Origin of the sequence: Streptomyces sp. P13-3-3 (assembly GCF_050571355.1) — a bacterium.
Taxonomy (GTDB): Bacteria; Actinomycetota; Actinomycetes; order Streptomycetales; family Streptomycetaceae; genus Streptomyces; species Streptomyces althioticus.
Genome location: NZ_CP192228.1, coordinates 1,040,357 through 1,060,478, shown reverse-complemented (window position 1 = coordinate 1,060,478; position 20,122 = coordinate 1,040,357). Strand labels below are relative to the sequence as shown.

Genomic DNA, 20,122 nt, shown 5'->3' with positions numbered 1-20,122 from the left:
GGACGATTCTAGACAGGGAGGTTAGCGGTCGTTAACCTGAAGGAAATGCGTTAACGCTCATTAACAAGGTGAGGGGACCCGCAGGATGCACGAGGCACCGGAGCTTCACAGCGCGGCCGACCCCGCGTCGGAGGCCTTTCGGGCCAACGAGGAGGCGCACCGCGCCCTCGTCGAGGAGCTGCGCGGCAAGCTGGCCGCGGCGGCGCTCGGCGGCGGCGAGCGGGCCCGCGCCCGTCACACCGCGCGCGGGAAGCTGCTCCCGCGCGACCGGGTGGACACCCTCCTGGACCCCGGCTCACCCTTCCTGGAGCTCGCCCCGCTGGCGGCGGACGGGCTGTACGAGGGGCAGGCGCCGGCGGCCGGGGTGATCGCCGGGATCGGCCGGGTCGCGGGCCGCGAGTGCGTGGTCGTCGCCAACGACGCCACCGTCAAGGGCGGCACGTACTACCCGATGACCGTGAAGAAGCACCTGCGCGCGCAGGAGGTGGCCCTGGACAACCGGCTGCCCTGCGTCTACCTGGTGGACTCCGGCGGCGCCTTCCTGCCCATGCAGGACGAGGTCTTCCCCGACCGGGACCACTTCGGCCGCATCTTCTACAACCAGGCCCGGATGTCCGGCGCCGGCATCCCGCAGATCGCTGCGGTGCTCGGCTCCTGCACGGCCGGCGGCGCGTACGTGCCCGCGATGAGCGACGAGGCGGTGATCGTGCGCAACCAGGGCACGATCTTCCTCGGCGGCCCGCCGCTGGTGAAGGCGGCCACCGGCGAGGTGGTCACGGCGGAGGAGCTGGGCGGCGGCGAGGTGCACTCGCGGGTGTCCGGGGTGACCGACCACCTCGCCGAGGACGACGCGCACGCGCTCAGGATCGTGCGCCAGATCGTCTCCACCCTGCCCGCGCGCGGCGAGCTGCCCTGGCGGGTGCAGCCGGTCGCCGAGCCCAAGGTGGACCCCGCGGGCCTGTACGGCGCGGTGCCGGTGGACTCCCGCACCCCCTACGACGTCCGCGAGATCATCGCCCGGATCACCGACGGCTCCCGGTTCGCCGAGTTCAAGGCGGAGTACGGGCAGACCCTGGTCACCGGCTTCGCGCACATCCACGGCCACCCGGTGGGGATCGTCGCCAACAACGGCATCCTGTTCTCCGAGTCCGCCCAGAAGGGCGCCCACTTCATCGAGCTGTGCGACCAGCGCGGCATCCCGCTGCTGTTCCTGCAGAACATCTCGGGCTTCATGGTCGGCAAGGACTACGAGGCGGGCGGCATCGCCAAGCACGGCGCCAAGATGGTCACCGCCGTCGCCTGCACGCGCGTGCCGAAGCTGACCGTCGTGGTCGGCGGCTCCTACGGCGCGGGCAACTACTCGATGTGCGGCCGGGCCTACTCCCCCCGCTTCCTGTGGATGTGGCCGAACGCCAAGATCTCGGTGATGGGCGGCGAGCAGGCCGCCTCGGTGCTCGCGACCGTCAAGCGGGACCAGCTGGAGGCGCGCGGCGAGGAGTGGCCCGCGGACGAGGAAGAGGCGTTCAAGGCCCCGGTCCGCGCCCAGTACGAGCGCCAGGGGAACGCCTACTACGCGACGGCCCGCCTCTGGGACGACGGCGTGATCGACCCGATGGACACCCGGCAGGTGCTGGGGCTGGCCCTGACCGCGTGCGCCAACGCGCCCCTGGGTGACCCCCAGTTCGGCGTCTTCCGGATGTGAGGGGACCCCTGACGATGACTGATCAGATGTTCGACACGGTGCTGGTGGCGAACCGGGGCGAGATCGCCGTACGCGTCGAGCGCACGCTGCGGTCGCTGGGCGTGCGCTCGGTGGCGGTGTACTCGGACGCGGACGCGGACGCCCGGCACGTGCGGGAGGCCGACACGGCGGTGCGGATCGGCCCGGCGCCGGCCGCGGAGAGCTACCTGTCGGCGGACCGGCTGCTGGAGGCGGCCGCCCGCACCGGCGCGCGGGCGGTGCACCCGGGATACGGCTTCCTCGCGGAGAACGCGGAGTTCGCGCGGGCCTGCGAGGCGGCGGGACTGGCGTTCATCGGCCCGCCCGCGGACGCCATCGCCCTGATGGGCGACAAGATCCGCGCCAAGGAGACGGTGAAGGCGGCCGGGGTGCCGGTGGTGCCCGGCTCCAGCGGCAGCGGGCTGACGGACGGGCAGCTCGTCGACGCGGCCCGGGAGATCGGCATGCCGGTGCTGCTGAAGCCGTCGGCGGGCGGCGGCGGCAAGGGCATGCGCCTGGTGCGGGACGAGGCGAGGCTGGCGGAGGAGATCGCCGCCGCCCGGCGTGAGGCCCGCGCCTCCTTCGGCGACGACACGCTGCTGGTGGAGCGGTGGATCGACCGGCCCCGGCACATCGAGATCCAGGTGCTGGCCGACGGCCACGGGAACGTGGTGCACCTGGGCGAGCGCGAGTGCTCGCTCCAGCGGCGCCACCAGAAGATCGTGGAGGAGGCGCCCAGTGTGCTCCTCGACGAGGCGACCCGGGCGGCGATGGGCGAGGCGGCCGTGCAGGCGGCCCGTTCCTGCGGCTACCGGGGCGCGGGCACGGTGGAGTTCATCGTGCCGGGCGGCGACCCGTCCCGGTACTACTTCATGGAGATGAACACCCGGCTCCAGGTGGAGCACCCGGTGACCGAGCTCGTCACGGGGCTCGACCTGGTGGAGTGGCAGCTGCGGGTCGCGGCCGGCGAGCGACTGCCGTTCGGGCAGGACGACGTACGGCTCACCGGGCACGCGGTCGAGGCGCGGCTGTGCGCCGAGGACCCGGCGCGCGGCTTCCTGCCCTCCGGCGGCACGGTGCTGCGGCTGCGCGAGCCGCAGGGCGACGGCGTGCGCACCGACTCCGGACTCACCGAGGGGACGGAGGTCGGCAGCCTCTACGACCCGATGCTCTCCAAGGTCATCGCGTACGGCCCCGACCGGGCGACCGCGCTGCGGAAGCTCCGGGCGGCGCTCGCGGGGACGGTGACGCTGGGCGTGCAGACCAACGCGGGCTTCCTGCGGCGGCTGCTGGCGCACCCGGCGGTCGTGTCGGGCGACCTGGACACCGGTCTGGTGGAGCGGGAGGCGGACTCCCTGGTCGGCGGCGAGGTGCCGGCCGAGGTGTACGCGGCGGCGGCGCTGCTGCGTCAGGCCGCCCTCGAACCCGCCGCGGCGTCCGGCTGGCGTGACCCGTTCGACGCCGCCGACGGCTGGCGGATGGGCGGCGGCCGGGCCTGGACGGCGCACCCGCTGCGGGTGGCGGGCCACGACCCGGTGACCGTGCGGGTGCGGGCCACGGCCGACGGCGGCACGGAGCTGCTGCTGCCCGGCGCGGACACCCCGCTGCGGGCGTCCGCGGGGCCGCTGGAGGGGCACCGGTTCACCTGTGCGCTGGACGGCGTGGCGCACACCTTCGCCGCCCTGCCGGACGGCTCCTGGCTGGGCCGGGACGGCGACGCCTGGCAGGTGCGGGACCACGACCCGGTCGCCGCGTCCCTCACCCGGGCGGGTCAGGCGGGCGCCGACTCGCTGACCGCGCCGATGCCGGGCACGGTGACGGTGGTGAAGGTCGCCGTCGGCGACGAGGTGGACGCGGGCCAGAGCCTGCTGGTGGTGGAGGCGATGAAGATGGAGCACGTCATCTCCGCCCCGCACGCCGGCACGGTCACGGAGCTGGACGTGTCCCCGGGCACGACGGTCGCCATGGACCAGGTGCTCGCGGTCATCGCGCCCGTGGAGACCGCGGAACCGGCGGAAGGAGAGACGGCGTGAACGCCACCGAACTGGGCCTGCCCATGGCCGTGCCGGCCGAGGGACTGCCCTCGCGGGTGCGGATCCACGAGGTGGGCGCCCGCGACGGCCTGCAGAACGAGAAGGCGACCGTGCCGACGGCCGTGAAGGCGGAGTTCGTCCGCCGGCTGGCCGGCACGGGCCTGACCACGATCGAGGCGACGAGCTTCGTGCACCCCAAGTGGGTGCCGCAGCTCGCGGACGCCGAGGACCTGTACCCGGCGGTGTCCGGCCTGCCGGTCGAGCTGCCGGTGCTGGTGCCCAACGAGCGCGGACTGGACCGCGCGCTCGCGCTGGGCTCCCGCCGGGTGGCGGTGTTCGCCAGCGCCACGGAGTCCTTCGCCAAGGCCAACCTCAACCGCACGGTGGACGAGGCGCTGGCCATGTTCGAGCCGGTGGTGACCCGCGCGAAGGAGCAGGGCGTCCACGTACGCGGCTACCTCTCCATGTGCTTCGGCGATCCCTGGGAGGGCGCGGTCCCGGTCCCCCAGGTGGTGCGGGTGTGCCGGGCGCTGCTCGACATGGGCTGCGACGAGCTGAGCCTCGGCGACACGATCGGGGTGGCGACCCCGGGCCATGTGACGGCCCTGATCCGCGCGCTCACGGAGGCGGGCGTGCCCGTGCCCGCGCTGGGCGTCCACTTCCACGACACCTACGGCCAGGCCCTGTCCAACACCTTGGCCGCGCTCCAGCAGGGCGTCACCACGGTGGACGCCTCCGCCGGCGGGCTGGGCGGCTGCCCGTACGCGAAGTCCGCCACCGGCAATCTCGCCACCGAGGACCTGGTGTGGATGCTGCGGGGCCTCGGCATCGACACCGGCGTCGACCTCGGCCGTCTGGTCGCCACAAGCGTCTGGATGGCCGCCCACCTGGGCCGACCCAGCCCGTCCCGCACCGTACGAGCCCTCTCCCACCAGGAGCAGTGACGACCATGGACCACAAGCTCTCCCCCGAACTCGAAGAACTCCGCCGCACGGTCGAGGAGTTCGCGCACGACGTGGTGGCGCCGAAGATCGGCGACTTCTACGAGCGGCACGAGTTCCCGTACGAGATCGTGCGGGAGATGGGCCGCATGGGCCTGTTCGGGCTGCCGTTCCCGGAGGAGTACGGCGGCATGGGCGGCGACTACTTCGCCCTCGGCATCGCCCTGGAGGAACTGGCCCGGGTGGACTCCTCGGTGGCCATCACCCTCGAGGCGGGCGTCTCGCTGGGCGCCATGCCGCTGCACCTGTTCGGCACGGAGGAGCAGAAGCGTGAGTGGCTGCCCCGGCTGTGCTCGGGCGAGATACTCGGCGCGTTCGGGCTGACCGAGCCGGACGGCGGCAGCGACGCGGGCGCGACCCGCACGACGGCCCGTCTCGACGAGGCGACGGACGAGTGGGTGATCAACGGCACCAAGTGCTTCATCACCAACTCCGGCACGGACATCACCGGCCTGGTCACCGTCACCGCGGTCACCGGCCGCAAGCCCGACGGCAAGCCCCTGATCTCCGCGATCGTCGTGCCGTCCGGCACCCCCGGCTTCACGGTGGCCGCCCCGTACTCCAAGGTCGGCTGGAACGCCTCGGACACCCGCGAGCTGTCCTTCCAGGACGTCCGCGTCCCGGCGGCCAACCTGCTGGGCGAGGAGGGCCGCGGCTACGCGCAGTTCCTGCGCATCCTCGACGAGGGCCGCATCGCCATCGCGGCGCTCGCCACGGGCCTCGCACAGGGCTGTGTGGACGAGTCGGTGAAGTACGCGAAGGAGCGGCACGCGTTCGGGCGTCCGATCGGCGCCAACCAGGCGATCCAGTTCAAGATCGCCGACATGGAGATGAAGGCGCACACGGCGCGCCTGGCGTGGCGGGACGCGGCGAGCCGGCTGGTGGCGGGCGAGCCGTTCAAGAAGGAGGCGGCGCTGGCGAAGCTGTACTCCTCCACGGTGGCCGTGGACAACGCCCGTGACGCCACGCAGGTCCACGGAGGCTACGGCTTCATGAACGAGTACCCGGTGGCCCGCATGTGGCGCGACTCGAAGATCCTGGAGATCGGCGAGGGCACCAGCGAGGTCCAGCGCATGCTGATCGCACGGGAGTTGGGCCTGACAGGCTGACGCCTCCGACGGCAGAACGACGGCCCGCGCCGACCCGGCGCGGGCCGTCGCCGTGCGGCCGGGTGACCCGAATCACGGCGCCGAACCGGCGTATGCCGGACATGGAACCCTGAAGACCCTCTGGACAGATCGTTTGGTTAGGCTAACCTAACGCTGTTTGTACATCGTCCCGTACGCACGAAAGCAGACCCTTCCATGCCGAACGCCAGAACCGCACGCCTCTCCCGTCGTGGACTGCTCGCCGCCGGCGGCGCCCTGGGCCTCGGCGCCGTGCTCACCGCCTGCGGGGACGACGACGCGAAGGACGGCGGCGCGGACACGAAGGGCTCCGCCAAGTCCGGCCCCTGGAGCTTCAAGGACGACCGCGGCACCACGGTGAAGCTGGACGAGGCGCCGAAGAACATCGTCGCGTTCACGGGCGTGGCGGCCGCGCTGTACGACTACGGCATCGAGGTCAAGGGCGTGTTCGGCCCGACCACGACCAAGGACGGCAAGGCCGACGTCCAGGCCGGCGACATGGACGTCAGCAAGGTGACGGTCCTGGGCAACGTCTGGGACCAGTTCAACGTCGAGAAGTACGCGGCCCTCGCGCCCGACGTGCTCATCTCCACGATGTTCGACGACGCCGGCACCCTCTGGTACGTCCCCGAGGCGTCCAAGGACAAGATCGCCAAGCTCGCGCCCAGCGTCGGCATCTCCGTGTTCGACCGTCAGCTCACCGCCCCGCTCCAGCGGATGTGGGAGCTGGCCGAGTCGCTCGGCGCCGACATGACGGACACGAAGGTCACCGAGGCCAAGAAGCGGTTCGAGGCGGCCTCGGAGCGGCTGCGCAAGGCCGCCAAGGCCAAGCCCGAGATCAAGGTGCTGGTCGGCTCGGCGAGCCCGGAGCTGTTCTACGTCTCGGGCACCAACCTCTCCATCGACCTGGAGTACTTCAAGGCCCTCGGCGTGAACTTCGTGGAGCCCACGGAGGAGGCCAAGAAGGCCACCGGCGGCTGGTTCGAGAGCCTGAGCTGGGAGAACGTCGACAAGCACAAGGCCGACGTGATCATGATGGACGACCGCTCCTCGGCCATCCAGCCCGCCGACATCACCGAGGCGACCTGGAAGCAGCTGCCCGCCGTCAAGGCCGGCCAGGTCATCGCCCGTTCCACCGAGCCGATCCTGTCCTACGACAAGTGCGTGGCGCCCGTGGAGGCGCTCGCCGAGGCCATCGAGAAGGCCAAGAAGGTCAGCTGACCCTCATCAGGTCCCCCGCGCCGGTCCCCCGCACGGTCCGGCCGACCCCTACTCGCAGGAGTACGCCGTGACGACTGCCGTGGCCGCCCCGTTCCGTTTCTTCGCCCTTCAGGTCGCCGGGACGCGGCGGCTCGGCCCGTCGCTGGTCCGGGTCACCTTCACCGGGCCGGAGCTGCGCGACTTCCGCTCCGACGGGCGTGACCAGTCCCTGTCGCTGTTCCTGCCCCACCCGGGGCAGGACGCGCCCGTCGTCCCGCTGGAGCTCGGGGACGGGTGGTGGCAGGGCTGGCGCGAGCTGCCCGACGACGTACGGGCGGTGATGCGCTCGTACACGCTGCGGGCCCTGCGCACGGACGCCCTGGGGCAGACCGCCGAGATCGACGTCGACTTCGTGCTGCACGGCGTCGGCGAGGCGGGCCCGTCCGCCGAGGCCGGTCCCGCGTCCCGCTGGGCCGCCCGCGCCGCCGTGGGCGACCGGGTGCTGCTGCTCGGCCCCGCGATCGCCGACAACCGCGCGATCCGCTTCCGCCTGCCCGAGGACACCTCGACGGTGCTGCTGTGGGCGGACGAGACCGCCCTGCCCGCCGCGGCCGCCGTCCTGGAGTCCCTCCCGGCCGGCATCCGCGCCCACGTCTGGCTGGAGGTGCCGCACGCCGGGGACGTCCAGGAGCTGCCGACGGCGGCGGACGCGGAGATCACCTGGTTCGTGCGGAAGGGCGCCGCCGCACCGGAGGTCCCGCCGGCACTGGACACCGTCCGGCAGACCGCCCTCCCCTCCCCCGAGCGCGCCTACGTGTGGATCGCCGGGGAGTCCGGTCAGGTGAAGCAGCTGCGCCGGCACTTCGTCCGTGAGCGTGGAGTCGATCGTCGGCGGGTGACGTTCGTGGGCTACTGGCGCCGCGGCCTGACGGAGGAGCAGCTCCGCGAACAGGCTTGAGCCGTACGCGAGTTGAGGCTTTGTCACGTCCTGCCGAGGACGTGACGACGGTCACGGCGGAAACGGGATTGGCCGAGAAAAAGTTTGGTTAGGCTAACCTAAGTTGAACCGCACTGGACCTCTCCCCGCACCGGACCGTCCCCACCGGAGGACCCCCACATGCGCTCGCACCTGCTCAACGACACCACCACGGAGCACTACCGACGCTCCGTGACCGAAGGAGTCGAGCGGGTGGCCGCCCAACTCGCCGCCACCGACCGGCCGTTCACCGGCGTCACGGTCGACGACCTCGCCCCGCGCATCGACGCGATCGACCTCGACCAGCCGCTGGGCGACACCACCGCGGTGCTGGACGAACTGGAGGACGTCTACCTCCGGGACGCGGTCTACTTCCACCACCCCCGCTACCTCGCCCACCTCAACTGCCCGGTCGTCATCCCGGCCGTGCTCGGCGAGGCGGTGCTCTCCGCCGTCAACTCCTCCCTGGACACGTGGGACCAGTCGGCCGGCGGCACCCTGATCGAGCGGAAACTGATCGACTGGACGGCCGCCCGCATCGGCCTCGGACCCGCCGCCGACGGCGTGTTCACCTCCGGCGGCACCCAGTCCAACCTCCAGGCGCTGCTGCTGGCGCGGGAGGAGACCAAGACCGACGAGCTGACGAAGCTGCGCGTCTTCGCCTCCGAGGTCAGCCACTTCAGCGTGCAGAAGTCCGCGAAACTGCTCGGCCTCGGCCCGGACGCCGTGGTGGTGGTCCCCGTCGACCACGACAAGCGGATGCAGACCGTCGCCCTCGCCCACGAGCTGGAGCGCTGCGCCGAGGCGGGGCTGATCCCGATGGCGGTCGTCGCCACCGCGGGCACCACCGACTTCGGCTCGATCGACCCGCTGCCGGAGATCGCGGGCCTGTGCGAGCAGTACGGCGCCTGGATGCACGTGGACGCCGCCTACGGCTGCGGGCTGCTCGCCTCCCGCAAGTACCGGCACCGCATCGACGGCATCGAGCGCGCCGACTCGGTCACCGTCGACTACCACAAGTCCTTCTTCCAGCCGGTCAGTTCGTCGGCCGTGCTGGTGCGCGACGCGGCCACCCTGCGGCACGCCACCTACCACGCGGAGTACCTCAACCCGCGCCGCATGGTGACCGAGCGCATCCCCAACCAGGTCGACAAGTCCCTCCAGACCACCCGCCGCTTCGACGCGCTCAAGCTGTGGATGACGCTGCGCGTGATGGGCGCCGACGGGATCGGCGCGCTCTTCGACGAGGTGTGCGACCTCGCCGCCGAGGGCTGGAAACTGCTCGCCGCCGACCCCCGCTTCGACGTGGTGGTCGAACCGAGCCTGTCCACCCTGGTCTTCCGTTACGTCCCGGCCGCCGTCACCGACCCCGCCGAGATCGACCGCGCCAACCTGTACGCCCGCAAGGCCCTGTTCGCCTCCGGCGACGCGGTGGTCGCGGGCACCAAGGTGTCCGGACGCCACCACCTGAAGTTCACCCTGCTCAACCCCGAGACCACGACGGCCGACATCACGGCCGTCCTCGACCTGATCGCCGGCCACGCCGAGCAGTACCTGGGAGAGTCCCTTGACCGCGCTTGCTGACACCACGGAACCGACCTACGACTTCGTGGGCATCGGGCTGGGCCCGTTCAACCTGGGGCTGGCCTGCCTGACCGAGCCGATCGACGAACTCGCCGGGGTCTTCCTGGAGTCCAAGCCGGACTTCGAGTGGCACGCGGGGATGTTCCTCGACGGCGCGCACCTGCAGACGCCGTTCATGTCGGACCTGGTCACCCTCGCCGACCCGACCTCCCCCTACTCCTTCCTCAACTACCTGAAGGAGAAGGGCCGGCTGTACTCGTTCTACATCCGGGAGAACTTCTACCCGCTGCGCGTCGAGTACGACGACTACTGCCGCTGGGCCGCCGCGCAGCTCGGCTCCATCCGCTTCGGCACCACGGTCAGCGAGGTCACGTGGGACGAGGCGGCCGAGGTGTACGTCGTGGCCACGGACACCGGTACGACGTACCGCGCCCGGCACCTGGTGCTCGGCACCGGCACCGTGCCGTTCGTGCCCGAGGCGTGCCGGGGCCTGGAGGGCGACCTCTTCCACAACGCGCAGTACATGCACCGCAAGGCGGAGCTGCTGGAGAAGAAGTCGGTCACGATCGTCGGCAGCGGGCAGTCCGCCGCCGAGATCTACTACGAGCTGCTCTCCGGGATCGACGCCCACGGCTACCAGCTCAACTGGGTCACCCGCTCCCCGCGGTTCTTCCCGCTGGAGTACACCAAGCTGACCCTGGAGATGACGTCCCCGGACTACATCGACTACTTCCGCGCGCTGCCCGAGGACACCCGCTACCGCCTGGAGAAGCAGCAGAAGGGCCTGTTCAAGGGCATCAACTCGGAGCTGATCGACGCGATCTTCGACCTGCTGTACCAGAAGAACGTGGAGAGCGGCGGCCGGGGCGTGCCCACCCGGCTCCTCACCAACTCCTCGCTCACCACCGCCCGGTACCAGGACGGCACGTACACGCTCGGCTTCCGACAGGACGAGCAGGGCAAGGACTTCGAGATCGCCACCGAGGGCCTGGTGCTCGCCACCGGCTACCACTACGAGCAGCCCGCCTTCCTGGAGCCGGTGCGCGACCGGCTGCGTTTCGACGGCCACGGACGCTTCGACGTCGCCCGCAACTACGCGATCGACGTCACCGGGCGCGGCGTGTTCCTGCAGAACGCGGGCGTGCACACGCACAGCATCACCAGCCCCGACCTGGGTATGGGCGCCTACCGCAACGCCTCGATCGTCCGCGAGCTGCTGGGCACCGAGTACTACCCGGTCGAGAAGAGCATCGCCTTCCAGGAGTTCGCCGTATGAGCACCATCGGTACGTTCACGATCCGCCCGCTCGACCCGGAGAGGGACGCGGAGCTGCTGCACCGCTGGGTGACGCATCCCAAGGCGGCCTTCTGGATGATGCAGGACGCGACACCCGAGGACGTCGAGCGCGAGTACCTGCGCATCGCCGCCCACGAGCACCACCACGCCTACCTGGGCCTGCACGACGGCGAACCCGCCTTCCTGATGGAGAAGTACGACCCCCGGTACGTCGAACTCGTCGGCCTCTACGAGCCCGAGCCCGGTGACGTCGGCATGCACTTCCTGGTCGCCCCCACCGACCGCCCCGTCCACGGTTTCACCCGCGCCGTCATCACCGCCGTGATGGAGGAGCTGTTCGCCGACCCGGCCACCCGCCGGGTCGTGGTGGAGCCGGACGTCGGCAACAAGGCCGTGCACGCCCTGAACGAGGCCGTGGGCTTTGAACCCGAGCGCGAGATCGACAAGCCGGAGAAGCGCGCGCTGCTGAGCTTCTGCACGCGTGAACAGTTCGAGGCCGCCCGAGGAGCTTCCGCATGACCCTGTCCGACGCCGTGGCGCACCTGTCCCCCCACCGCTGGGCGCGGGCCAACCGTCTGCTGATCCGCAAGGCGCTCGCCGAGTTCGCGCACGAGCGGCTCGTCACCCCCGAGCCGGCCGGTGACGGCCGGTTCGTCGTCCGCAGCGACGACGGCGAGACCCGCTACACGTTCGCCGCGAAGCTGCGCGGCCTGGACCACTGGCAGGTCGACGCCGACTCGATCACCCGCCACCGCGACGGCGCCGAGCGGGAGCTGGAGGCGCTGGACTTCTTCATCGAGCTGCAGAAGTCCCTGGGGCTGAGCGACGAGATCCTGCCGGTGTATCTGGAGGAGATCTCCTCCACCCTGTCCGGCACCTGCTACAAGCTGACCAAGCCGGAGGTCACCTCGGCCGAGCTGGTCGACGCCGGGTTCCAGGCGATCGAGACCGGCATGACCGAGGGCCACCCCTGCTTCGTCGCCAACAACGGGCGGCTCGGCTTCGGCGTCCACGAGTACCGGCAGTACGCCCCGGAGGCCGAGAACCCGGTGAGGCTGGTGTGGCTGGCCGCCCACCGCTCGCGGGCCGCGTTCACGGCGGGCGTGGGCATCGAGTACGAGTCGTTCGTCCGCCAGGAGCTGGGCGAGGAGACCGTCGAGGGCTTCCACGACGTCCTGCGCGCGCAGGACCTGGACCCCGCCGACTACCTGCTGATCCCCGTCCACCCCTGGCAGTGGTGGAACAAGCTGTCCGTCACCTTCGCCGCCGAGGTCGCCCGCCGGCACCTGGTGCTGCTGGGCGAGGGCGACGACGAGTACCTGGCGCAGCAGTCCATACGCACCTTCTTCAACCGCTCCCACCCGGAGAAGCACTATGTGAAGACGGCCCTGTCCGTCCTCAACATGGGTTTCATGCGGGGTCTGTCCGCCGCCTACATGGAGGCCACCCCGGCGATCAACGACTGGCTGGCCCGCCTGATCGACAACGACCCGGTGCTGCGGTCCACGGGACTGTCGATCATCCGGGAGCGCGCCGCCGTGGGCTACCGGCATCTGGAGTACGAGCAGGCCACCGACCGCTACTCGCCGTACCGCAAGATGCTGGCGGCGCTGTGGCGGGAGAGCCCGGTGGCGTCCCTGGAGGACGGCGAGTCGCTGGCCACCATGGCGTCCCTGGTCCACGTCGACCACGAGGGCCGGTCCTTCGCCGCCGCCCTGATCGAGCGCTCCGGGCTCGCCCCGCAGGAGTGGCTGCGGCGCTATCTGCGGGCCTACTACGTCCCGCTGCTGCACAGCTTCTACGCCTACGACCTGGTGTACATGCCGCACGGCGAGAACGTCATCCTGGTGCTGGAGGACGGCGCCGTGAAGCGCGCGGTCTACAAGGACATCGCCGAGGAGATCGCGGTGATGGACCCGGACGCGGTACTGCCGCCCGAGGTGTCCCGGATCCGCGTCGAGGTCCCGGACGACACCAAGCTGCTGTCGATCTTCACGGACGTCTTCGACTGCTTCTTCCGCTTCCTCGCGGCGAACCTCGCCGAGGAGGGCGTCCTCGACGAGGACGGCTTCTGGCGGACGGTCGCGGAGGTCACCCGGGAGTACCAGGCGTCGGTGCCGGAGCTGGCGGACAAGTTCGCCCGGTACGACATGTTCGCCCCGGAGTTCGCCCTGTCCTGCCTGAACCGCCTCCAGCTGCGCAACAACAGGCAGATGGTCGACCTGGCGGACCCCTCGGGCGCCCTGCAGCTCGTAGGCACCCTGAAGAACCCGTTGTCGGCCTTCTGACCCGTCTGACCCGTCGAGCGGACCAGCCCCCGGAGTACGGTCCTCCGGGGGACTCCCGCCTTCCCCGGCCATCCCTCCCCCAACTCCCGCCCCTGCCAGGGAGCGTGGCGGTGGAACAATCGCCTCATGGCGGAAATCATCCAGAAGGACGGCACGTGGACGTTCGACGGCGAGACCCTGCGTCTGACCCCCGGCCGCGACAAGAACGTCGGCCTGCTCCGCCGCACGCTGGGTGAACTGGCGGTACCGCTGGAGGCGTTGGCGGGCATCTCCCTGGAGCAGGGCAAGAAGTCGGGCCGGCTGAGGCTCCGGCTGCGCGACGGCGCCGACCCGCTCCTGCACGCGACCGGCGGCCGCCTCACCGAACCGCACGACCCGTACCAACTGGCCGTCGAGTCCGACCGTTACGGCGTCGCCGAGTACTTCACCGAGGAGGTCCGCACGGCCCTGCTGCTGGAGCAGATCCCGTCAGGTCCGGTGACCGCCTACCTGCTGCCCGGCCCGCCCCTGCCCCTGTCCGTCTCCGCCGGGGACGGCACCGTCAGCTTCGACGGGGAGCGCGTACGGCTGGAGTGGAACTGGAAGACCGAGGACGCCAAGTCCGCCGCGGGCCCCCGCACCCTCGCGGTGCAGGACCTGGAGGGCGTGGACTGGCAGCCGGCGGCCGGGCTGGAGAACGGCCACCTGCGCCTCCTCGTGCGGCACGCCCCCACCAAGGTCCCGGCCAAGTACGACCCGAACGCGGTGGAGCTGTGGGGGTTCAAGAAGGACCCGCTGATGGCCCTGGTCGCCGCCGCCGTGCAGGCCCGGCTGCCGCACCCGTCCACCCCCGCCGCCCCGGCCCTGGACGGCCCGCGCACCCCCGAGGGCGAACGGCCCGCACCGGCCGGCCCCGCCGAGGACGACCACGACGCACTCCTGCGCCGGCTGCGGGAACTGGGCGAGCTGCACCGGTCCGGGGTCCTCACCGACGAGGAGTTCACCCTCGCCAAGCAGGCCGTCCTGAAGCGCATGTAGAGGCCACCCGGCTCGGCCTGCCCGAAATCGGGCACGTTTCTTGCGAAACGGTCTCCGGTACTCCAGGATCATCGGGTGCACGACGAACTTGTCGATCATCTGACGCGGTCCACGCCCCTCAGCCGGGGCGAGGCGCTGCGTGTGATCCAGGACGTGCTCGCCTACTTCGACGAGACGACCGAGGAGTACGTCCGTCGCCGCCACCGCGAGCTCCAGGCCCAGGGCCTGGTGAACGCGACGATCTTCCAACGGATCGAGGCGGACCTGAGATACCGCGCGGTGGCGCCGCCCGAGCTCTCGCTCCGGCAGCTGCGCCGCATCGTCTACGGCTAGGAACATACCTGTATGTGCGGAATCGTCGGTTACATCGGCAGGCGTGAGGTCGCCCCCCTGCTGCTCGAGGGCCTCCAGCGTCTGGAGTACCGCGGCTACGACTCGGCGGGCATCGCCGTGACCTCCCCCAAGACGGGGACCCTGAAGACGGTGAAGGCCAAGGGCCGGGTGCGCGACCTGGAGGCCAAGGTCCCGGCGCGCTTCAAGGGCACCACCGGCATCGCCCACACCCGCTGGGCCACCCACGGCGCCCCGTCCGACGTGAACGCCCACCCGCACCTGGACGCCGAGGGCAAGGTCGCCGTCGTCCACAACGGCATCATCGACAACGCCGCCGACCTGCGCCGCAAGCTGGAGGCGGACGGCGTCGAGTTCCTCTCCGAGACCGACACCGAGGTCCTCACCCACCTCATCGCCCGCTCGCAGGCCGAGAAGCTCGAGGACAAGGTCCGCGAGACGGTCCGCCTGATCGAGGGCACCTACGGCATCGCCGTGCTGCACGCCGACTTCCCGGACCGCATCGTCGTCGCCCGCAACGGCTCGCCGGTCGTCCTCGGCATCGGCGAGAAGGAGATGTTCGTCGCCTCGGACATCGCCGCGCTGGTCGCCCACACCCGCCAGATAGTCACCCTCGACGACGGCGAGATGGCCACCCTCAAGGCCGACGACTTCCGCACCTACACCACGGAGGGCACGCGGACCACCGCCGAGCCCACCACCGTGGAGTGGGAGGCCGCCTCCTACGACATGGGCGGCCACGACACGTACATGCACAAGGAGATCCACGAGCAGGCCGAGGCCGTGGACCGCGTGCTGCGCGGCCGGATCGACGACCGCTTCTCCACCGTGCACCTGGGCGGCCTCAACCTGGACGCCCGCGAGGCCCGCCGCATCCGCCGTGTGAAGATCCTCGGCTGCGGCACCTCGTACCACGCCGGCATGATCGGCGCGCAGATGATCGAGGAGCTCGCCCGCATCCCCGCCGACGCCGAGCCGGCCTCCGAGTTCCGCTACCGCAACGCGGTCGTCGACCCCGACACCCTGTACGTCGCGGTCTCCCAGTCCGGTGAGACGTACGACGTGCTGGCCGCCGTGCAGGAGCTGAAGCGCAAGGGCGCCCGGGTCCTCGGCGTGGTCAACGTGGTGGGCTCCGCGATCGCCCGCGAGGCCGACGGCGGCGTCTACGTGCACGCGGGACCCGAGGTCTGCGTCGTCTCCACGAAGTGCTTCACCAACACCACGGTCGCCTTCGCGCTGCTCGCCCTGCACCTGGGCCGCACCCGTGACCTGTCCGTGCGCGACGGCAAGCGGATCATCGAGGGCCTGCGCCGCCTCCCCGCCCAGATCGCCGAGATGCTGGAGCAGGAGGAGGAGATCAAGAAGCTGGCGCTGGAGTACGCCGAGGCCCGCTCGATGCTCTTCATCGGCCGCGTCCGGGGCTACCCGGTGGCCCGCGAGGCCTCCCTGAAGCTCAAGGAGGTCTCCTACATCCACGCCGAGGCCTACCCGGCCTCCGAGCTCAAGCACGGCCCGCTGGCCCTGATCGAGCCGGCCCTCCCGACGGTCGCCATCGTCCCGGACGACGACCTGCTGGAGAAGAACCGCGCGGCCATGGAGGAGATCAAGGCCCGCAGCGGCCGGATCGTCGCCGTGGCGCACCAGGAGCAGGAGAAGGCGGACCACACGATCGTGGTTCCCAAGAACGAGGACGAGCTGGACCCGATCCTCATGGGCATCCCGCTCCAGCTCCTCGCCTACCACACGGCCCTGGCCCTCGGCCGGGACATCGACAAGCCCCGCAACCTGGCGAAGTCGGTCACGGTCGAGTAGGCCGCCCAAGGGGCGCGGGGAACTGCGCGACAAGCCCCCACCCACCCGCACAGGCCGTGCAAACAGAACGGGCCCCTACGTGTTGCCGATCAACACGTAGGGGCCCGCCTGTGCAAGCTCACGTCATGGAATGACGACAACAGGCCGCTGCGCCCGCTTCGCCAGCCTCCCCGCGACCGACCCGAACAGCCGCCCCACGAGCCCGTGGGTGGAACCCACGACGATCGCGTCCGCCTCGTACTCCCGCCCCACCTCTTCGAGTTCGTGGCAGATGTCCCCGCCCCGCTCGACGAGGATCCACGGCACCTCGGCCAGGTAGTCCGCACAGGCGAGCTCCAGCCCCAGCACCTCCGTGCGGTGATCCGGGACGTCCACGAAGACCGGCGGCTCGCAGCCCGCCCACACCGTGGTGGGCAGCCGGTTCGCCACATGGACGATGATCAGTCCGGACCCGGAGCGCCGCGCCATGCCGATGGCGTACGCGAGGGCCCGTTCACTGGACGTGGAACCGTCGAAGCCGACCACCACCCCGTGCCGGAAGGCGGGGTCGCACGCATGGCGTGGTTCCTCCGCCGCCAGGGGTTCGGCCGCCGTCGGATCGGCGACCGGCCGCTTGCGGTCCGCGGGTTCGAAGAATTCGTGACCGGCCATGGCTGTCTCGGGGTTGTGATCCTTTTATGGGGACGACAGTGTGCGGCGGAGCTGTGTCCGGGAAGTATCTTCCCAACCCCATACCCCCAAGGGTACGGCGGCACGCCTCCTGGGCCCAGATCCCGCGCGAGCCGGGAGGCGGGTTCCCCGGAGCATGCACGAGGGTCCGCCCACGACGCAACGGTTGCTGGCCTGTACAGGCGGTTTGCGGGGTATTCGCTTGACACCTGAACCATCGCACCGGTGACACCCGGACCGTCCGCACCGCACGCCCCGTACGTGACCGACGGACGCCCCGCGCGTGACCGACGGGCGGCCCGCCCGTTGGGATGGTGGAACCACGACGAGAACCACACGAGAGCCACGACGGCTCCCCGCGACAGGAAGCGCCCCGATGCCCCGCCCCGCCCACGCACCCGTCCGGCCTCCGGAGGACGATCTCCTGCGCTGGGCGGCGTTCGGCTGCCTGCTGGCCCCGGCGGTCCTCCTGTGGCGCGGGGCGCCCTTCCTCACCGCGGCCGGCGTGGCCTGCGGCCTGGCGGCCGTCACCGCCGCCTCCCGCGTGCTGATCCGCCGCTCCCGGCGCGCCGGCGTCTCTTCCCATGCGCGGGCGTACGCCCCACGGGACGCCGTAGACTCACCGGCCGGTTGACCGGTTTCCGCACCCCCGCCCGTCTCTTTTCAGCCAACTTCCGGTTCTGGCGCACCCGGTGCCGTGACCGCCCCCCAACCCCCGTTCCACCTGCACGGAAAGCACCTCGCGGGCCCCGCGCACCCTACGTGCTTTGGCCACCGCGACGAGGCGCACTTCCCTGCACGGCGCGCGAGTGCAACGCTTCGTGATCGAATGCTTCACGCCAAGTTGCCAAGTCGACAATGCACCGAGTGCCGAACTGGCCACCGGTGCGCGACGGGACACAGTAGATTCGATCTTGACTGTCTTACGGCGGGGGACTCGTGCAGGACCGAGGGGAAACGTGCAGGAGCGACACAACCGAGGAGCCGCGACCACCGAGGGGGGCTTAGCAGGATGAGCCACGACTCCACTGCCGCGCCGGAAAACGCGGCCCGGAAACTCTCCGGGCGCCGCCGCAAGGAGATCGTCGCGGTGCTGCTGTTCAGCGGCGGCCCCATTTTCGAGAGTTCCATACCGCTGTCGGTGTTCGGGGTTGACCGCCAGGACGCCGGCGTACCGCGCTACCGCCTGCTGGTGTGCGGCGGCGAAGAGGGCCCGCTGCGGACCACAGGGGGCCTGGAACTCACCGCGCCACACGGCCTGGAGGCGATATCCCGGGCGGGCACCGTCGTGGTGCCGGCCTGGCGATCGATCACCTCCCCGCCGCCGGACGACGCCCTGGACGCGCTGCGCCGGGCCCACGAGGAGGGCGCCCGCATCGTCGGGCTGTGCACCGGCGCCTTCGTCCTCGCGGCGGCGGGTCTGCTGGACGGCCGTCCGGCGACCACCCACTGGATGTACGCGCCGACGCTGGCCAAGCGCTATCCGTCGGTGCACGTCGATCCACGCGAGCTGTTCGTGGACGACGGCGACGTGCTGACGTCCGCGGGCACCGCGGCCGGCATCGACCTGTGTCTGCACATCGTGCGCACGGACCACGGCAACGAGGCGGCCGGCGCGCTCGCCCGCCGCCTGGTGGTCCCGCCGCGCCGCAGCGGCGGCCAGGAGCGCTACCTCGACAGGTCTTTACCGGAGGAGATCGGCGCCGACCCGCTCGCCGAGGTCGTCGCCTGGGCGCTGGAGCACCTCCACGAGCAGTTCGACGTGGAGACGCTCGCCGCCCGCGCGTACATGAGCCGCCGTACCTTCGACCGCCGGTTCCGCTCGCTGACCGGCAGCGCGCCGCTGCAGTGGCTGATCACGCAGCGGGTGCTCCAGGCGCAGCGCCTCCTGGAGACGTCGGACTACTCGGTCGACGAGGTGGCCGGACGCTGCGGCTTCCGCTCGCCCGTCGCGCTGCGCGGCCACTTCCGGCGCCAGCTCGGCTCGTCCCCGGCCGCCTACCGGGCCGCGTACCGGGCACGGCGTCCGCAGGCCGAGCGGGGCCAGGACGACGGGACCGCGCACGGCGCCCAGGCGGGCGGCATCCCGGCCGGCCGGCCGGAGCCCGCGGGGCACTCGATGCCGCAGCAGCTGCACTCGGACGGAGGGGTCCCGCACCAGGCGCGCCGGACGGCGGCGGCCGGCGCGCTGGGCTCGCCCCTCACCGCGTCGGCGCCGGGCGTCCCCGGGCAGCGCGGCGCGCCCTGAGGTGACCGCGGTGAGGGCCGGAGGCCGTGTGCCTCCGGCCCTCACCGCTGCGCGGCACGGCCTCACCGCCGGCCTCACCGCCGTACGGCGAATCCCGGGAATCCCCGCTTCACCACCCGGTCACGCCCGGCGTCACGCACCGTAAGGTGAGACACATGAACGATCGCATGGTGTGGATCGACTGCGAGATGACCGGCCTCTCGCTGTCGGACGACGCGCTCATCGAGGTGGCCGCCCTCGTGACCGACTCCGAGCTGAACGTGCTCGGCGAGGGCGTCGACATCGTCGTCCGCCCGCCCGAGCGGGCCCTGGAGACGATGCCGGAGGTGGTGCGCGCGATGCACACCGCGTCGGGGCTGCTCGAGGAGCTGCCGAACGGCACGACGCTCGAGGACGCCGAGCAGCGGGTCCTCGCGTACATCAAGGAGCACGTCAAGGAGCCCGGCAAGGCGCCCCTGTGCGGGAACTCCGTCGGCACCGACCGCGGCTTCCTGCTGCGCGACATGCCGACCCTGGAGAGCTACCTGCACTACCGGATCGTCGACGTGTCCAGCATCAAGGAGCTGGCCCGCCGCTGGTACCCGCGGGCGTACTTCAACAGCCCCGAGAAGAACGGCAACCACCGGGCGCTCGCCGACATCCGCGAGTCCATCGCGGAGCTGCGCTACTACCGGGAGGCCGTCTTCGTGCCGCAGCCGGGGCCCGACTCCGACACCGCGAAGAAGATCGCGGCGAAGCACGTCCTGCCTGCTCAGTAGGGACGTCGAGGGGGCGCAGGGGGGCCGCGCGGAAAGGTGTGC

17 protein-coding genes are annotated in these 20,122 nt (G+C 71.3%); 16 read left to right on the top strand and 1 reads right to left on the bottom strand.

Translation table 11 applies throughout. The features are described from left to right. The first annotated feature begins 85 nt into the window (after positions 1 to 85). The 13 genes from ACQZOG_RS04875 to glmS all read left to right on the top strand — a co-directional run bounded on the left by ACQZOG_RS04875 (position 86) and on the right by glmS (position 16,405). The gene (locus ACQZOG_RS04875; protein WP_033274706.1) at positions 86 to 1,702 is read left to right on the top strand and encodes a carboxyl transferase domain-containing protein; all 1,617 of its coding nucleotides are present in this window, start codon (positions 86 to 88) and stop codon (positions 1,700 to 1,702) included. Positions 1,703 to 1,728: 26 nt separating this feature from the next. Then, the gene (locus ACQZOG_RS04870; protein ID WP_203551755.1) at positions 1,729 to 3,753 is read left to right on the top strand and encodes an acetyl/propionyl/methylcrotonyl-CoA carboxylase subunit alpha; all 2,025 of its coding nucleotides are present in this window, start codon (positions 1,729 to 1,731) and stop codon (positions 3,751 to 3,753) included. Further along, positions 3,750 to 4,697: a hydroxymethylglutaryl-CoA lyase gene (locus ACQZOG_RS04865; RefSeq protein WP_203550774.1), complete on the top strand. Its 948-nt coding sequence runs from the start codon at positions 3,750 to 3,752 to the stop codon at positions 4,695 to 4,697. Before ACQZOG_RS04870 ends, ACQZOG_RS04865 begins: the two co-directional genes overlap by 4 nt. Before the next feature lie 5 nt (positions 4,698 to 4,702). Then, complete coding sequence (locus ACQZOG_RS04860; protein WP_033274770.1) at positions 4,703 to 5,863, top strand: acyl-CoA dehydrogenase family protein; 1,161 nt, start codon at positions 4,703 to 4,705, stop codon at positions 5,861 to 5,863. A 195-nt stretch (positions 5,864 to 6,058) separates the two neighbouring features. Further along, positions 6,059 to 7,102: an ABC transporter substrate-binding protein gene (locus ACQZOG_RS04855; RefSeq protein ID WP_037639702.1), complete on the top strand. Its 1,044-nt coding sequence runs from the start codon at positions 6,059 to 6,061 to the stop codon at positions 7,100 to 7,102. 67 nt (positions 7,103 to 7,169) lie between these two features. After that, positions 7,170 to 8,039: a siderophore-interacting protein gene (locus ACQZOG_RS04850; RefSeq protein ID WP_033274710.1), complete on the top strand. Its 870-nt coding sequence runs from the start codon at positions 7,170 to 7,172 to the stop codon at positions 8,037 to 8,039. A 159-nt stretch (positions 8,040 to 8,198) separates the two neighbouring features. Then, positions 8,199 to 9,641: a lysine decarboxylase DesA gene (desA, locus tag ACQZOG_RS04845; RefSeq protein WP_033274711.1), complete on the top strand. Its 1,443-nt coding sequence runs from the start codon at positions 8,199 to 8,201 to the stop codon at positions 9,639 to 9,641. Beyond that, positions 9,625 to 10,917: a lysine N(6)-hydroxylase/L-ornithine N(5)-oxygenase family protein gene (locus ACQZOG_RS04840; protein WP_351033362.1), complete on the top strand. Its 1,293-nt coding sequence runs from the start codon at positions 9,625 to 9,627 to the stop codon at positions 10,915 to 10,917. Before desA ends, ACQZOG_RS04840 begins: the two co-directional genes overlap by 17 nt. Continuing rightward, positions 10,914 to 11,456, top strand: coding sequence for a GNAT family N-acetyltransferase (locus ACQZOG_RS04835; RefSeq protein WP_230228100.1), 543 nt, complete (start codon positions 10,914 to 10,916; stop codon positions 11,454 to 11,456). The genes ACQZOG_RS04840 and ACQZOG_RS04835 overlap by 4 nt, the downstream gene beginning before the upstream one ends. Then, on the top strand, positions 11,453 to 13,225 hold the full coding sequence (locus tag ACQZOG_RS04830; protein ID WP_387786186.1) for an IucA/IucC family protein: 1,773 nt from the start codon (positions 11,453 to 11,455) through the stop codon (positions 13,223 to 13,225). The genes ACQZOG_RS04835 and ACQZOG_RS04830 overlap by 4 nt, the downstream gene beginning before the upstream one ends. 126 nt (positions 13,226 to 13,351) lie before the next feature. Beyond that, positions 13,352 to 14,242 (top strand): DUF4429 domain-containing protein, encoded by an 891-nt coding sequence (locus tag ACQZOG_RS04825; protein ID WP_430741306.1) that lies wholly within the window; start codon positions 13,352 to 13,354, stop codon positions 14,240 to 14,242. A 75-nt stretch (positions 14,243 to 14,317) separates the two neighbouring features. Beyond that, the gene (locus tag ACQZOG_RS04820) at positions 14,318 to 14,575 is read left to right on the top strand and encodes a hypothetical protein (RefSeq protein WP_006131553.1); all 258 of its coding nucleotides are present in this window, start codon (positions 14,318 to 14,320) and stop codon (positions 14,573 to 14,575) included. A gap of 12 nt (positions 14,576 to 14,587) precedes the next feature. Continuing rightward, complete coding sequence (gene glmS / locus ACQZOG_RS04815; RefSeq protein ID WP_037639712.1) at positions 14,588 to 16,405, top strand: glutamine--fructose-6-phosphate transaminase (isomerizing); 1,818 nt, start codon at positions 14,588 to 14,590, stop codon at positions 16,403 to 16,405. Between the two features lie 123 nt (positions 16,406 to 16,528). On the opposite strand, the gene ACQZOG_RS04810 is transcribed toward glmS, so the two are convergent. Continuing rightward, entirely contained in the window at positions 16,529 to 17,056 is a 528-nt protein-coding gene (locus ACQZOG_RS04810) for a universal stress protein (protein WP_033274717.1), read from the bottom strand. 394 nt (positions 17,057 to 17,450) lie between these two features. Here ACQZOG_RS04810 and ACQZOG_RS04805 point away from each other — a divergent pair, with 394 nt between their 5' ends. The 3 genes from ACQZOG_RS04805 (at position 17,451) to orn (ending at position 20,080) form a co-directional block, all read left to right on the top strand. After that, positions 17,451 to 17,708: a hypothetical protein gene (locus tag ACQZOG_RS04805; RefSeq protein WP_037639714.1), complete on the top strand. Its 258-nt coding sequence runs from the start codon at positions 17,451 to 17,453 to the stop codon at positions 17,706 to 17,708. Positions 17,709 to 18,086: 378 nt separating this feature from the next. Continuing rightward, a complete protein-coding gene (locus tag ACQZOG_RS04800; RefSeq protein WP_191883462.1) occupies positions 18,087 to 19,322 on the top strand; it encodes a helix-turn-helix domain-containing protein in 1,236 nt (411 codons plus the stop codon). Between the two features lie 155 nt (positions 19,323 to 19,477). After that, complete coding sequence (orn, locus tag ACQZOG_RS04795; RefSeq protein WP_191883461.1) at positions 19,478 to 20,080, top strand: oligoribonuclease; 603 nt, start codon at positions 19,478 to 19,480, stop codon at positions 20,078 to 20,080. Positions 20,081 to 20,122 lie beyond the last annotated feature (42 nt).